Source organism: Bradyrhizobium sp. USDA 4538 (assembly GCF_024171045.1).
Classification (GTDB): Bacteria; Pseudomonadota; Alphaproteobacteria; order Rhizobiales; family Xanthobacteraceae; genus Bradyrhizobium; species Bradyrhizobium australafricanum.
The window spans coordinates 4,473,146-4,485,791 of sequence record NZ_JALJZE010000001.1; the positions used below are offsets into that span (position 1 = coordinate 4,473,146).

Sequence of the window (12,646 nt, forward strand, 5' to 3'; positions counted from 1 at the left end):
CGCTGATGCTTGCGATGATCGGCAAGCGGCTGCTGTTCGCGATCCCGTCGCTGATCGGGGTCGTGATCGTGACGTTCCTGCTGACGCGCGCGCTGCCGGGCGATCCCGCGACGTATTTTGCTGGCCCCGCGGCCACCAAGGAGGCGGTCGACCAGATCCGCAAGAAGCTTGGTTTCGACAAGCCGCTGATCGAGCAGTTCGTCCGCTACACCAACGATCTCGCCCACGGCGATCTCGGCACATCGCTGACCACGGGCCAGCCGGTGGCGGCCGAGCTGCGCAACCGCCTGCCGGCGTCGGCCGAGCTCACTCTGCTCGGCCTTGTCGTCTCCATCGTGATCGCGATCCCGCTCGGCGTGCTGGCGGCGACGCGGCCGGGCTCCTGGATCGACCATCTCTGCCGCGTCACCACCACGGCCGGCGTGTCTCTGCCGGTGTTCTTCACCGGGCTCGTGCTGGTCTATCTGTTCTATTTCCGGCTCGGCTGGTCGCCGGCGCCGCTCGGCCGGCTCGACGTGTTCGCTAGCGCGCCGCCGACGGTCACGGGCTTCTATCTCATCGACACGCTGATCGCGCGGGACTTCGAGGCGTTTCGTTCTGCGCTCAGCCAATTGATCCTGCCGGCGGTGACGCTCGCGATCTTCTCGCTGGCGCCGATCGCGCGGATGACGCGCGCCTCGATGCTGGCGGTGCTGGCGTCCGACTTCGTCCGTACCGCGCGCGCCAGCGGCTTGTCGCCCGGCAAGGTGATCGTCACTTACGCCTTCCGCAACGCGATGCTGCCGGTCATCACCACGCTCAGCATGGTGTTCTCGTTCCTGTTGGGCGCCAATGTGCTGGTGGAAAAGGTGTTCGCCTGGCCCGGCATCGGCTCCTACGCGGTCGAGGCGCTGATCGCATCCGACTTCGCGCCGGTGCAGGGCTTCGTGCTGACCATGGCGGTCATGTACGTGCTGCTCAATCTGGTGATCGACATCCTCTACGGCGTGATCGATCCCCGCGTCAGGCTGGAGGGCTAGAGCATGAGCACCGTAGCTCCAACCGTCGAACCCGCAGGACCCGCCCGCACGTCGGGGCTTGCCGCTGCTTTTGAGCAGACCCGCTACGTCTTGAGCGAAAACAAGGTCACCGGCTTTGCCTTCGCGCTGCTGGTCCTGATCCTGTTTGCCGCGCTGTTCGGGCCCTACGTGGTGCCGTACGACCCGCTCGCCTCCGACACCGCGGCTGCATTGAAGCCGCCGTCGGCCGCGCACTGGTTCGGCACCGATCAGCTCGGCCGCGACATCTTCAGCCGCGTCATCGTCGCGACGCGGCTCGACACCTTCATCGCGGTCGCCTCCGTCGTGCTGGTGTTCCTGATGGGCGGGCTGGCCGGCATCGCCGCCGGCTATTTCGGCGGCTGGACCGACCGCATCGTCGGCCGCATCGCCGACACCATCATGGCGTTTCCGCTGTTCGTGCTGGCGATGGGCATCGTCGCGGCGCTCGGCAACACCGTGCAGAACATCATCATCGCGACCGCGATCGTGAACTTCCCGCTCTATGCCCGCGTCGCACGCGCAGAAGCAAACGTCCGCCGCAATGCCGGCTTCGTGCAGGCGGCGCGGCTGTCCGGCAACGGCGAGTACCGCATTCTGCTCGGGCACATCCTGCCCAACATCATGCCGATCATGATCGTGCAGATGTCGCTGACCATGGGCTATGCGATCCTCAACGCCGCGGGCCTGTCCTTCATCGGGCTCGGCGTCCGGCCGCCGACCGCGGAGTGGGGCATCATGGTCGCCGAGGGCGCAGGCTTCATGGTGTCGGGCGAGTGGTGGATCGCGCTGTTCCCGGGCCTGGCGCTGATGATCGCGGTGTTCTGCTTCAACCTGCTCGGCGACGGCCTGCGCGACATCGTCGACCCGCAGCGGAGGACGTGATGATGTGGACCTGGCTAACGCATGCGCGCTTTCTTCGCCTCTCCCCGCGTGCGGGGAGAGGCCGGGCCGCGTTAGCGGACCGGGTGAGGGGGGCTCTCCGCGCACTCCTCAGCCAGTTGTACGTGCCGATAGATGCCCCTCACCCCAACCCTCTCCCCGCAAGAGCGGGGCGAGGGGGCGCACTGGACAGGCGGAGAACATGATGCCTGTCCCGGTCCGGTGCCGTGCTACCGCTCCGCTCCTTTGCATGGGGTTGTTTTGCGGATTTTTGGATGACGCACCCTGTGAGGAGAGGTGCGCATGACCGCCCAGCCGCTGCTCGACGTCAGCGACCTCACGGTCGAGTTCACCACCCGCCGCGGCATCGTCAAGGCGGTGCAGCACGTCAACATATCGGTCGGCAAGGGTGAGACTGTCGGCATCGTCGGCGAGTCCGGCTCCGGCAAGTCGGTAACCTCCTATGCCGTGATGCGCATCCTCGATCGCGCCGGCCGGATCGCCGAGGGCTCGGTGATGTTCTCCGGCATCGACGTCAAGTCTGCCTCGGAGAGCCAGATGCGCGATCTGCGCGGCCGCGAAGTCTCGATGATCTTCCAGAATCCGCGCGCGGCGCTCAATCCGATCCGCAAGGTCGGGCACCAGATCGAGGACGTGCTGCGCCAGCATGTGCAGCAGGCGCAGGTCACTGATCGCGGCGAGAAGGCGATCGAGGCGCTGGAGCAGGTCAAGATCGCGCGCGCACGCGAGCGCTATCATGCCTATCCGTTCGAGCTGTCCGGCGGCATGTGCCAGCGCGTCGTCATCGCGCTGGCGCTGGCCTGCAATCCGCAGCTTCTGATCGCCGACGAGCCGACCACCGGGCTCGACGTCACCACCCAGAAGGCAGTGATGGACCTGATCGTCGAGCTGACCCGGCGCCGGGCGATGTCGACGATCCTGATCACGCATGATCTCGGCCTCGCCGCCGCCTATTGCGACCGCGTCGTGGTGATGGAGAAGGGCCGCGTGGTCGAGACCGCCGTCTCGGCCGACATTTTCGCCGCGCCCCGGCATGCCTACACCCGGAAGCTGATGCGCGCGACGCCGCGGCTCGGGGTGTCGCTCCGGGATCTGTTGCCGGAGGAGGATTCGCTTGCCTCTCCCCGCGTGCGGGGAGAGGCCGACACGCTCGGGAGCGCACTCGCGCGCCAGAGCGTGGCGGGTGAGGGGGACTCTCCACGGGCCGTGCCTGCGGATGCGGCCCCTCACCCCGACCCTCTCCCCGTAAAGAACGGGGAGAGGGGGCGGATGGAGCCCCTCCTATCAGTCGAAAAGCTCGTCAAGGAATACCCGCGCCAGGGCGCGGGCGGGATGCTGGCAAAGTTGTTCGGGCGCAAGCCGCCGGTCGAGGAGGACATCTTCCGCGCGGTCGACGGCATCAGTTTCTCGATCGACCATGGCGAGAGCGTCGGGCTGGTCGGCGAATCCGGCTGCGGCAAGTCGACGACGTCGATGATGGTGATGCGGCTGCTGGACCAGACCTCCGGCCGCATCATGTTCGATGGCCAGGACATCGGCGGCATCGCGCCGCAGTCCTTCGCGCGGCTGCCTCGGCGTAGCCAGATCCAGATGGTGTTCCAGGATCCGACCGACAGCCTCAATCCGCGCTTCACCGCGGCGCGCGCCATCGCGGATCCGATCATGCAGCTCGGCGACATCCGCGGGCGCGACGCGCTCCGCACCCGCTGCGAGGAGCTCGCGCGGCTGGTCGGCCTGCCGGTCAATCTGTTGGACCGCTTCCCGCACCAGCTCTCCGGCGGCCAGAAGGCCCGCGTCGGCATCGCACGCGCCATCGCGCTGCACCCGAAGCTCGTCATCCTCGACGAGCCGACCGCGGCACTTGATGTCTCGGTGCAGGCGGTGGTGCTCAATTTGCTGCAGGACCTCAAGCAGTCGATGGGCATGAGCTATTTGTTCGTGTCGCACGACCTCAATGTCGTGCGCCTGCTGTGCGATCGCGTCATCGTGATGCGCGCCGGTCGCATCGTGGAGCAGGGCACATCCGAACACGTCTTGGGCAATCCGCAGGATGCCTATACAAGGGAGCTGCTGACGGCGATCCCGCATCCGCCGCTGCCGGTGTCTTGACGCATGATCCGGAAAAGTGGGGGCCGGTTTTCCTCGCGACAAACGCGGAATGCGTTTGCGCGGAGATCATGCGCAAAATCGTTATTGGAGCGAAATGACCGATCATCTCGACGACTATATGAACGCCGTCGCCCGCGCGATGGCGTTGCCGCTGGAGGACGCCTGGCGTCCGGCGGTGCGCGCCAATCTCGACGTCTCGCTGCGGCTGGCGCGGCTGGTCGATGACTTCCCGCTGCCGGACGACGTCGTGTCGGCCGCCGTCTATTCGACTTGAGATCAGCGATGTCCGAAACTCCCGCTTCCATGTCGGCCGCCGAGATCGCGCAGGCGGTATCGAGCCGCAAGATCACGGCTCTTGCCGCGACCGAGGCTGCGCTGGCGCGGATCGCAGCGCATGACAAGGTCCTCAATGCCTTCACCGACGTCACCGCCGATCGCGCGCGTGCCGGGGCCAGCGCGGTCGATGCCGCGATCGCCGCCGGTCAACCGGTCGGCCCGCTCGCCGGCGTCCCCTTCGCGGTCAAGAACCTCTTCGACGTGCAGGGTCTTCCGACCCGCGCCGGCTCGAAGATCAACCGCGACCTGCCGCCGTCGTCGCGCGACGCGACGCTGATCGAGCGGATGGAGGCGGCTGGTGCGGTGCTGGTCGGCGCGCTCAACATGGGCGAATACGCCTACGACTTCACCGGCGAGAATGTGCATGACGGCCCGTCGCGCAACCCGCATGATCCGGCGCGGATGACCGGCGGCTCCTCCGGCGGCTCGGGCAGCGCCGTCGGCGGCGCGCTGGTGCCGATCGCGCTCGGCTCCGATACCAACGGCTCGATCCGCGTGCCGTCGTCGTTCTGCGGCACGTTCGGCCTGAAACCGACCTACGGCCGGCTGTCGCGCGCGCGGTCCTATCCGTTCGTCGCCAGCCTCGATCATCTCGGCCCGCTGGCGCGCAGCGCGAAGGACCTCGCGCTCGCCTACGACGCCATGCAGGGGCCTGATGCCGATGATCCGGCCTGCATTGTGCAGTCGGTCGAGCCGACCGTGCCGTTGCTTGCCAACGATATTGGCGGGCTGCGGGTTGCGATCGCCGGCGGCTATTTCCAGCAGAATCTGTTTCCGGAGGCGGCAGAGGCGGTCGCGCGTGTCGCGAAGGCACTCGGTGCCGCGCGGACCGTGGAGCTTCCCGAAGCGGCGCGCGCTCGCGCCGCGGCCTACATCATCACCACCACCGAGGGTGCCGCGCTGCATCTCGATCGCCTGCGCAAGCGTCCCAACGATTTCGATCCGGCGGTGCGCGACCGTCTCATTGCGGGCGCGATGATCCCGGCGGTCTATGTCGACAAGGCGCAGAAATTCCGCCGCTGGTATCGCGCCAGGGTGCTGGAGCTGTTCCAGTCGGTCGACGTGATCCTGGCGCCGGCGACGCCGTGCACCGCGCCGAAGATCGGTCAGGCCAGTTTCACGCTCGACGGCGTCGAGCTTCCGGTGCGCGCCAATATCGGCATCCACACCCAGCCGATCTCCTTCATCGGCCTGCCGGTGGTCGCCGTGCCGGTGCCGCTTGAACCGATGCCGATCGGCGTGCAGATCATCGCGGCGCCCTGGCGCGAGGACGTCGCGCTGCGGGTCGCCTACGCGCTGGAACAGAGGGGCGTTGCGGCCGCGCCGGCGCCGAGAGGGCTCTGATATGGATATCGATCTTCCCGACGTCGTCGCCGAGGTCACCGCGCAGTTCCAGCGATATGAGAAGGCGCTGGTCTCGAACGACGTCGCGGTGCTCGACGAGCTGTTCCGCGACGACCGCCGCACGCTGCGTTACGGCATTGGCGAGAACCTTTATGGCTATGCCGAGATCATGGCGTTTCGCGCAGGACGCTCGCCGGTCGGGCTGATGCGCAAGATCGAGCGGACCGTGATCACGACCTATGGCCGCGACACCGCGATCGCCTCGACGCTGTTCTACCGGGACAGCGCACCGGGTAGAGTGGGGCGGCAGATGCAGACGTGGATTCGCTTTCCCGAGGGCTGGAGAATCGTCGCGGCCCATGTCAGCGTCATCGATGAACCCAAAGGTGCTTGAAGGGCGATCGAGGATGAGCCTGGACGATCTGCCGCAGGACGCAGAATCCGAGATGACGGTGCGCCGCATCGATCGGCCGTCGTCGCTGGTCGACAAGGTCACCCGCGCCGAGGAATTGCGGCTGCAGCTTGCCGACGAGATCGTGCGCGGCACGCTGCCGCCGGGGGCCGGGCTCGATGAAACCGACCTTGCGCGGCGCTTCAACGTCTCGCGCACCCCGGTGCGCGAAGCGCTGCGGCAGCTTGCCGCCAGCGGCCTGATCGATGCCCGCGCGCATCGCGGCGCCGTGGTGGCGCGGCCCTCGCTTGAACGGCTCACCGGCATGTTCGAGGCGATGGCCGAGCTGGAAGCGATCTGCGCCGGCCTTGCCGCCGAGCGGATGACGGCGGCGGAGCGCCATGCGCTGGAAGCGATCCACGAGGAATTGCGGGTGCTGAGCTATACCGGCAATCCCGAGCGGTTCCACGAGGTCAATGAGCGCTTCCACAACGCGATCTATGCCGGCTCGCAGAACGCCTACATCGCCGAGATCACGCTGGCGACGCGGGTGCGCGTGCAGCCGTTCCGCCGCGCCCAGTTCCGCAACCTCGGCCGTCTGGCAAAGTCCCACGCCGAGCACGACCGCGTCGTCGTCGCCATCATGCGCGGCGACAAGACAGGCGCCGCCGCGGCGATGCGTGCCCATATCGAGCAGGTGCGCGGGGAATACGAGACCTACGCGGTGTCGGTGTAGCTTCTCCTTAGCTCTCCCCGCTTGCGGGGCGAGGTCGGATTGCATCGCAGACGCAATCCGGGTGAGGGGGTACAGGTCTCTCGATAGTCCTCCGCGCGGAGAGATGCCCCTCACCCCCACCCTCTCCCCGCGAGAGCGGGGCGAGGGAGCGCACTTCCGCTGCGGCTAGGCTTTCGCCCTCTCCGCCATGAATGCGCGCCAGCCGCCATAGGCGGAAATGTCCTTCGCGCCGTTGATCGCGGCGGGTTCGACGATGAAGCCCTTCGCCTGCCGTCCGTCGGCGAGCCTGATCGTGCCGATCGACAGCGGCGGCGGAATCGCGGCGACGAACTTTCCGAATGCTGCCGGTGACATCGCCCACAGTTCGAGCTTGATCGCATGGCCCGCACCGGCCTCGATGCGCAGCATGCCGGGCTTGGGCGGCGTGGTGTCGAGTGCGTAGAGCTTGTAATCCGGCCCGGTGACCGCCTCTTCCAGCAGGCGCGCATCGAGCGTCGTCAGCTCGTGGTTCAGTGCCATGCCGGAGAGATGTGCGCCGACCACCGCGATGGTGATGTCGTCGGAGCCGGCCTGCGTCGGTATGGCGGTGAGCGGCGGCTGCGGAAGTGAATTGGCGCCGAGGGTAAGTTCGGAGTCGGCATGGAAGACACGGCCGATGCCGGCAAGCTCGGCGTCGCGGCCGGCGGGGGCGAGCAGCGTGATGCCGAACGGCGCGCCGTCGGGCCGCATCGCTGCCGGCAGCGCCAGGCCGCACATGTCGAGCAGGTTGACGAAATTGGTGTAGGTGCCGAGCCGCGAGTTCAGCTCGATCGGATTGGCGAGCACGTCAGCGGTGGAATAGACGGTCGGGGCGGTCGGCAACACGATGGCATCGAGTTGCGCAAGGCTGCGCTCTGCAATGCGGCGCAGCGCCTCGAGGCGGTACAGCGCAGAAAAAGTATCGGCGGCAGTCGGACGCGATCCGCCGACGGTGATCTCGCGCGTTACCGGATGGACCGCCTCGGGCGACGACGCGAGCAGGTCGCGGATGACGAGATAGCGTTCCGCCACCCACGGACCCTCATAAAGCAACCGCGCGGTCTCGAAGAACGGCGCGAGGTCGAACGCGACGAGATCGGCGCCAAGCGCCTGCCAGCGCTTGCACGCCTCGCCATAGGCCTTCTCGGCCTCGTGATCGCCGAAGAATTTCAGCTGGCCGGTTTGGGGAATGCCGAGCCTCAGCTTGGCCGGAAAGCTTGCCAGTGGGGCCAGCGGCCGGTCGCCGCGCGAGTACGGATCGGCGTCATCCGGCCCGGACATGACGGCGAGCGCCGCCAGCGCGTCGTCGACGGTGAGCGAGAAGATCGAGACGCAGTCGAGCGTCCGGCACGCCGGCACGACGCCGGTGGTCGAGATCAGCCCGAGGCTCGGCTTGAGCCCGACGATGTTGTTGAGCATCGCCGGCACGCGGCCGCTGCCCGCGGTATCGGTGCCGAGCGCAAGCGGCACCAGGCCCGCTGAGACCGCGACCGCGGAGCCCGAGCTCGATCCGCCCGGCACCAGATCGCCGCGCACCGGGTTCTTGGGAATGCCGTAGGGCGAGCGCACGCCGACCAGACCGGTGGCGAACTGGTCGAGATTGGTCTTGCCGATGATGATGGCGCCGGCCGCGCGAAGCTTGGCGACCGCCGTGGAATCCTGCGCCGGCAGATACGAGAACGCCGGGCAGGCGGCGGTGGTCGGCAGGCCCTTGACGTCGATATTGTCCTTGACCGCGACCGGCAGGCCGTAGAGCGGCAACGTCGGATCGGCGAGCCGCCCGGCCTCGGCAAGCGCATCCTTCTCGTCGCGCAGGCTGATGAAGATGGCGGGGTCGTTGTGCTCGCGGATGCGCTGGTAGCTGCGCGCCACGGTTTGGGCCGGCGTCATGGTCCCGGCGCGGTGCGCGGCGACGATCGCGGCGACAGTTTCAGTCACGTGCTTGGCCTCATCTCGTGAGCGGGAGGCGTCGGATGCCATCCGCAAGGGAATTGCAGCCTGGTCGAAGCAAGCAATGTGCCATTGTGTACAATTCACCCGCGTCCGTCGCGCGGCGGATTATTGCACAATATCAGTTGCTTGAAATGCTCGTCGGGAGCGGACGTAGGCTCGCTCGAGAGAGCATCTGCCCAATTTAGAGGCAGCTCTGGTCAAGCCGAAATCTCGTCGCGAGGTCAGGTGAAGCAGGCGAGGATCTGCAGCAGCTGTTTGCGATTTTCCTTGCCGATCTTCTCCGCGACATGCCGCTCATGCTCGGCGGCGAGCCGCTTGAACTGCGCCAGCGCGGTCTTGCCGCGCGCGGTCAGATGCAGCGCATGGGAGCGGCGGTCGGTCGCGGAGGGGACGCGGCTGACGAATTCGCGGTCTTCCAGGCTGTCGAGCAGATGCACCAGCCGCGCGCGCTCGATCCCGAGCCGCTTTGCCACCGCCATCTGGCTGAGGCCAGGATTGGCCCCGATCACGGTCATCACCGAATACTGGGTTGGACGGATATCGACCGTCGCCAGCGTCTTGATGAAGTCCTGAAAGATCCAGAGCTGGAAGCGCCGCACCGCATAGCCGGCGTGACCGACCAGCGCGTCGAGGCCGATGTCGTCGCCGGCCGCCCCGCCATTTGCTCCATGCGACCGGGCGCGGCGGATTGCCGCTGCCGTTCCTGCCGCCTTGCGCGATGTCTTTTGCTGGCCTGCCATGAGCCCAGGCTAGCGTGCCCAAGGCGAGAGGGAAAGATTGTTGTTGACGACAACAATTGATGTCCGCAACATTATGACCAAAGAGCCCGGCCGGGACCGCGGCGCCGCACCATGTTGCGGCGCGATCCCGATAAGACACGGGTGACAAGACTTGGGTGACAAGACTTGGGCGAGGAGGAAACCATGACGATGGCCGCCGCCGGCGGAGACAATCCGGGCAGCCTGTTCGCGACGCCCGCGATCGTTGCGGTCAGCCGCAACGACGGCAGCATCCTGGTCCGCTCCACCACGCCGCTGAAGCAGGGCGCCCGCTGTGTCGGCGACTGGCTGGAGCATTGGGCGCGGCAGGCGCCGGATCGCATCTTTCTCGGCGAGCGCGCCAATGCCGATGCGCCCTGGAGCACCGTCAGCTATCGCGACGCGCTCGGCATCGTGCGGCGGGCCGCATCGTGGGTGCTAGCGCAAGGGCTGAGCACGGAACGTCCGCTCGTCATCCTCTCCGACAACGGCATCGATCACGCGTTGTTCGCGCTCGCCGCGCAGCATGTCGGCGTGCCCTCGGCCGCGATCTCGCCGGCCTATTCCTTGATGTCGAAAGACTTCGACAAGCTGAAGAGCATGATCGAGCTGCTCGACCCCGGCGCGATCTACGTAGCAAGCACAAGGCCGTTCGCGGCGGCGCTTGCCGCAATCAAGCCGCTGCATCGCGCAACCATCGTCAGCGGCAATCCGGACGACGCCGACGCATTGTCGTTCCGTACCGTCGCTGCCACGCCGGAAGCGCCCGGGGTCGCCAAGGCGTTCGCGGCGGTGACGGCGGACACGATCGCAAAATTCCTGTTCACCTCGGGCTCGACGGGCACGCCGAAGGCCGTGATCAACACCCAGCGCATGCTGACCTCGAGCCAGCAGGCCAAGGCGCAGACCTGGACGTTCCTGGAGCAAGCGGGCGAGGAACTGGTGATCCTGGACTGGCTGCCGTGGAGCCACACGTTCGGCGCCAACCACAACTTCAACCTGGTGCTGCGCAACGGCGGCACGCTCTATATCGACGGCGGCAAGCCGGCGCCCGGGCTGTTCGCGACCTCGCTGGCCAACCTGCGCAGCGTGGTGCCGACGGTCTATTTCAACGTGCCGCGCGGCTTCGACATGCTGATCGCGGCGCTGCGCACCGACGACGAACTGCGCAGAAAATTCTTCGAGGGCACCAAATTCGCCTTCTATGCCGGCGCGGCGCTGCCGCAGAATCTGTGGGACGCGTTGGAGGAATTGTCGCTGCGGACGGTCGGTCGCCGGCTGCCGATGGTGTCGGCCTGGGGCTCGACCGAGACCTCGCCGCTGGCGACCGATTGCCACTTCCTGGCCAAACGCTCCGGCAATATCGGCGTGCCGATCCCCGGCACCGAGCTCAAGCTGGTGCCGTCGGGCGACAAGCTGGAGGTGCGCGTGCGCGGGCCCAACGTCACGCCGGGCTACTGGAAGGCGCCCGAGCTGACCGCTGAGGCCTTCGATGCCGAGGGTTTTTACAAGATCGGCGACGCCGTCACCTTCGCCGATGCCGCACGGCCCGATCTCGGCCTGTTCTTCGACGGCCGCGTGGCGGAGGATTTCAAGCTCAATTCCGGCACCTGGGTCAGCGTCGGCACCTTGCGCGTCGCCGGCATCGCGGCGCTGGCGCCGCTCGCGCAGGACATCGTCGTCACCGGCCACGGCCGCGACGAGGTGCGCTTCCTGGTGTTTCCGAACCTCGCCGCCTGCCGTTCGTTGGCAGGGCTGCCCGAGAGCACCGATGCGCGGGAGGTGATCGGCCATCCGGCGGTCCGTTCCGCGATCGGGCGGGGGCTGGCGACGCTGAAGGCGCAAGGCGGCCATTCCTCCGGCCATGCCACCCGCGCGCTGCTGCTGGCCGAGCCTGCCTCGGTCGACGGCGGGGAGATCACCGACAAGGGCTACATCAACCAGCGCGCCGTGCTGACGCGCCGCGCCGCAGCAGTGGCGGTATTGGAGGACGATGCGTCGGGTGAGGCGATCGTCTGCGCGGGCTTGTGAGCGATTTGTGCTTCTGACGCGCGAGCAGCGCGCCGCGTACACTGCCGTCGTCCCTGCGGAAGCATGGACCCATATTCCGCTGCCGATATTGTGAACAAAGTTCGTCGTTCCGCCGACATGCGATAATCAGCATTTGTGGTTATGGGTCCCGGCTCGGAGGCCGGGACGACACCGCGTTTGTGGCACGGATCATCCAAGTTTCAGCCGTCCAACCCGCCAGGTCCCCGCTGCTTCCACTTGCCGCGCTGCACGCGGTTGCCTTTTTAGTTGCCAGAGCAACTAAGCTGTGCGAGTTTCCGGACCCATAGGGACAGGGCCGGTCAACGGCCACGCGTTTGGGAGGAGAATGTTGCGCAGCACGGCGCCAACGGCACGCATGGACAATCGGGCGAAGACCGTGGGGGCGCAGCGCGCCGCCCGTGGTCCCGCCGCGCCGTCAGGTCGTGCTTTGCCCGGTGACGGCGCCGAGATTCTCGTGCAGCCGGCGCAGCAGCTCGATCAGCACCTCGCGCTCGTCCTTTTTCAGGCACGCCAGCAGCCGCCGCTCGCGCTCCAGCGCCGCGACGATGACCTTGTCGTGGACGGCGCGGCCGCGCGCGGTCAGCGTGATCGAATGGGTACGGCCGTCATCGGGTGCGGTACGGATGGTCAGCAGGCCGCGCTTCTGCAATGCCGCGAGGTTGCGGCTGACCGGCCCCTTGTCGAAGCCGATCACCTGGCAGATCCGGGAGGCGGGAATCCCCGGCTCGATCGCCAGTTGCGAGATAATCCGCCACTCGGTGACGTTGACGCCGAAATTCTTCTGGTAAAACGCGGTGGCGCTGTTCGACAGCTTGTTGCCGATGAAGGTGATGAACGCCGGCACATAGCGATCAAGGTCCAGCAGCGGGCCGTCACTGGCGTCTGCGGGATCGGCCGGTCTCGGCCGGCGGGGCTTTCGGGGGAGGGGCTGGCTGCTCATCTCTCAAATCATCGCTGCGAAACTGTCCGGGAGCAATAGATATGCGGCCCGTGTTGACAAGATCAAACC

General features: G+C 67.1%; 11 protein-coding genes. 8 read left to right on the plus strand and 3 right to left on the minus strand.

Translation table 11 applies throughout. The features are described 5' to 3' along the window. The first annotated feature begins 5 nt into the window (after positions 1 to 5). From J2R78_RS20125 to J2R78_RS20155, 7 genes are all read left to right on the plus strand, one after another. Positions 6 to 1,019: an ABC transporter permease gene (locus J2R78_RS20125; RefSeq protein WP_253606381.1), complete on the plus strand. Its 1,014-nt coding sequence runs from the start codon at positions 6 to 8 to the stop codon at positions 1,017 to 1,019. Positions 1,020 to 1,022: 3 nt separating this feature from the next. Next, positions 1,023 to 1,922 (plus strand): ABC transporter permease, encoded by a 900-nt coding sequence (locus J2R78_RS20130; RefSeq protein WP_253588692.1) that lies wholly within the window; start codon positions 1,023 to 1,025, stop codon positions 1,920 to 1,922. A 300-nt stretch (positions 1,923 to 2,222) separates the two neighbouring features. Further along, positions 2,223 to 4,049 (plus strand): ABC transporter ATP-binding protein, encoded by a 1,827-nt coding sequence (locus J2R78_RS20135; protein ID WP_253606382.1) that lies wholly within the window; start codon positions 2,223 to 2,225, stop codon positions 4,047 to 4,049. Positions 4,050 to 4,143: 94 nt separating this feature from the next. Further along, positions 4,144 to 4,323, plus strand: coding sequence for a DUF4089 domain-containing protein (locus J2R78_RS20140; RefSeq protein ID WP_018269566.1), 180 nt, complete (start codon positions 4,144 to 4,146; stop codon positions 4,321 to 4,323). 8 nt (positions 4,324 to 4,331) lie between these two features. After that, the gene (locus tag J2R78_RS20145) at positions 4,332 to 5,729 is read left to right on the plus strand and encodes an AtzE family amidohydrolase (protein ID WP_253606383.1); all 1,398 of its coding nucleotides are present in this window, start codon (positions 4,332 to 4,334) and stop codon (positions 5,727 to 5,729) included. Position 5,730: 1 nt separating this feature from the next. Further along, entirely contained in the window at positions 5,731 to 6,123 is a 393-nt protein-coding gene (gene hpxZ, locus J2R78_RS20150; protein WP_016845830.1) for an oxalurate catabolism protein HpxZ, read from the plus strand. Positions 6,124 to 6,136: 13 nt separating this feature from the next. Beyond that, positions 6,137 to 6,856 carry a GntR family transcriptional regulator gene (locus tag J2R78_RS20155; RefSeq protein ID WP_225649401.1) on the plus strand — a complete coding sequence of 240 codons (720 nt, stop codon included), beginning with the start codon at positions 6,137 to 6,139 and terminating at the stop codon, positions 6,854 to 6,856. Positions 6,857 to 7,021: 165 nt separating this feature from the next. On the opposite strand, the gene atzF is transcribed toward J2R78_RS20155, so the two are convergent. Next, on the minus strand, positions 7,022 to 8,854 hold the full coding sequence (gene atzF, locus J2R78_RS20160) for an allophanate hydrolase (RefSeq protein WP_253609870.1): 1,833 nt from the start codon (positions 8,852 to 8,854) through the stop codon (positions 7,022 to 7,024). Positions 8,855 to 9,048: 194 nt separating this feature from the next. Next, complete coding sequence (locus tag J2R78_RS20165) at positions 9,049 to 9,567, minus strand: MarR family winged helix-turn-helix transcriptional regulator (RefSeq protein WP_253606384.1); 519 nt, start codon at positions 9,565 to 9,567, stop codon at positions 9,049 to 9,051. A 183-nt stretch (positions 9,568 to 9,750) separates the two neighbouring features. Between J2R78_RS20165 and J2R78_RS20170 the strand changes: the two genes are divergently transcribed. Further along, positions 9,751 to 11,616, plus strand: coding sequence for a feruloyl-CoA synthase (locus tag J2R78_RS20170; RefSeq protein ID WP_375167047.1), 1,866 nt, complete (start codon positions 9,751 to 9,753; stop codon positions 11,614 to 11,616). Between the two features lie 436 nt (positions 11,617 to 12,052). Here the strand turns inward: J2R78_RS20170 and J2R78_RS20175 are convergent, their stop codons facing one another. Continuing rightward, complete coding sequence (locus J2R78_RS20175; RefSeq protein ID WP_076831045.1) at positions 12,053 to 12,577, minus strand: MarR family winged helix-turn-helix transcriptional regulator; 525 nt, start codon at positions 12,575 to 12,577, stop codon at positions 12,053 to 12,055. Positions 12,578 to 12,646: the final 69 nt, after the last annotated feature.

Excerpts from the sequence above, each read along its gene's own strand:
- J2R78_RS20125 (WP_253606381.1), top strand. The coding sequence starts at position 6 with ATGCTTGCGATGATCGGCAAGCGGCTGCTGTTCGCGATCCCGTCGCTG.
- J2R78_RS20130 (WP_253588692.1), top strand. The coding sequence starts at position 1,023 with ATGAGCACCGTAGCTCCAACCGTCGAACCCGCAGGACCCGCCCGCACG.
- J2R78_RS20135 (WP_253606382.1), top strand. The coding sequence starts at position 2,223 with ATGACCGCCCAGCCGCTGCTCGACGTCAGCGACCTCACGGTCGAGTTC.
- J2R78_RS20140 (WP_018269566.1), top strand. The coding sequence starts at position 4,144 with ATGACCGATCATCTCGACGACTATATGAACGCCGTCGCCCGCGCGATG.
- J2R78_RS20145 (WP_253606383.1), top strand. The coding sequence starts at position 4,332 with ATGTCCGAAACTCCCGCTTCCATGTCGGCCGCCGAGATCGCGCAGGCG.
- hpxZ (WP_016845830.1), top strand. The coding sequence starts at position 5,731 with ATGGATATCGATCTTCCCGACGTCGTCGCCGAGGTCACCGCGCAGTTC.
- J2R78_RS20155 (WP_225649401.1), top strand. The coding sequence starts at position 6,137 with ATGAGCCTGGACGATCTGCCGCAGGACGCAGAATCCGAGATGACGGTG.
- atzF (WP_253609870.1), bottom strand. The coding sequence starts at position 8,854 with ATGGCATCCGACGCCTCCCGCTCACGAGATGAGGCCAAGCACGTGACT.
- J2R78_RS20165 (WP_253606384.1), bottom strand. The coding sequence starts at position 9,567 with ATGGCAGGCCAGCAAAAGACATCGCGCAAGGCGGCAGGAACGGCAGCG.
- J2R78_RS20170 (WP_375167047.1), top strand. The coding sequence starts at position 9,751 with ATGACGATGGCCGCCGCCGGCGGAGACAATCCGGGCAGCCTGTTCGCG.
- J2R78_RS20175 (WP_076831045.1), bottom strand. The coding sequence starts at position 12,577 with ATGAGCAGCCAGCCCCTCCCCCGAAAGCCCCGCCGGCCGAGACCGGCC.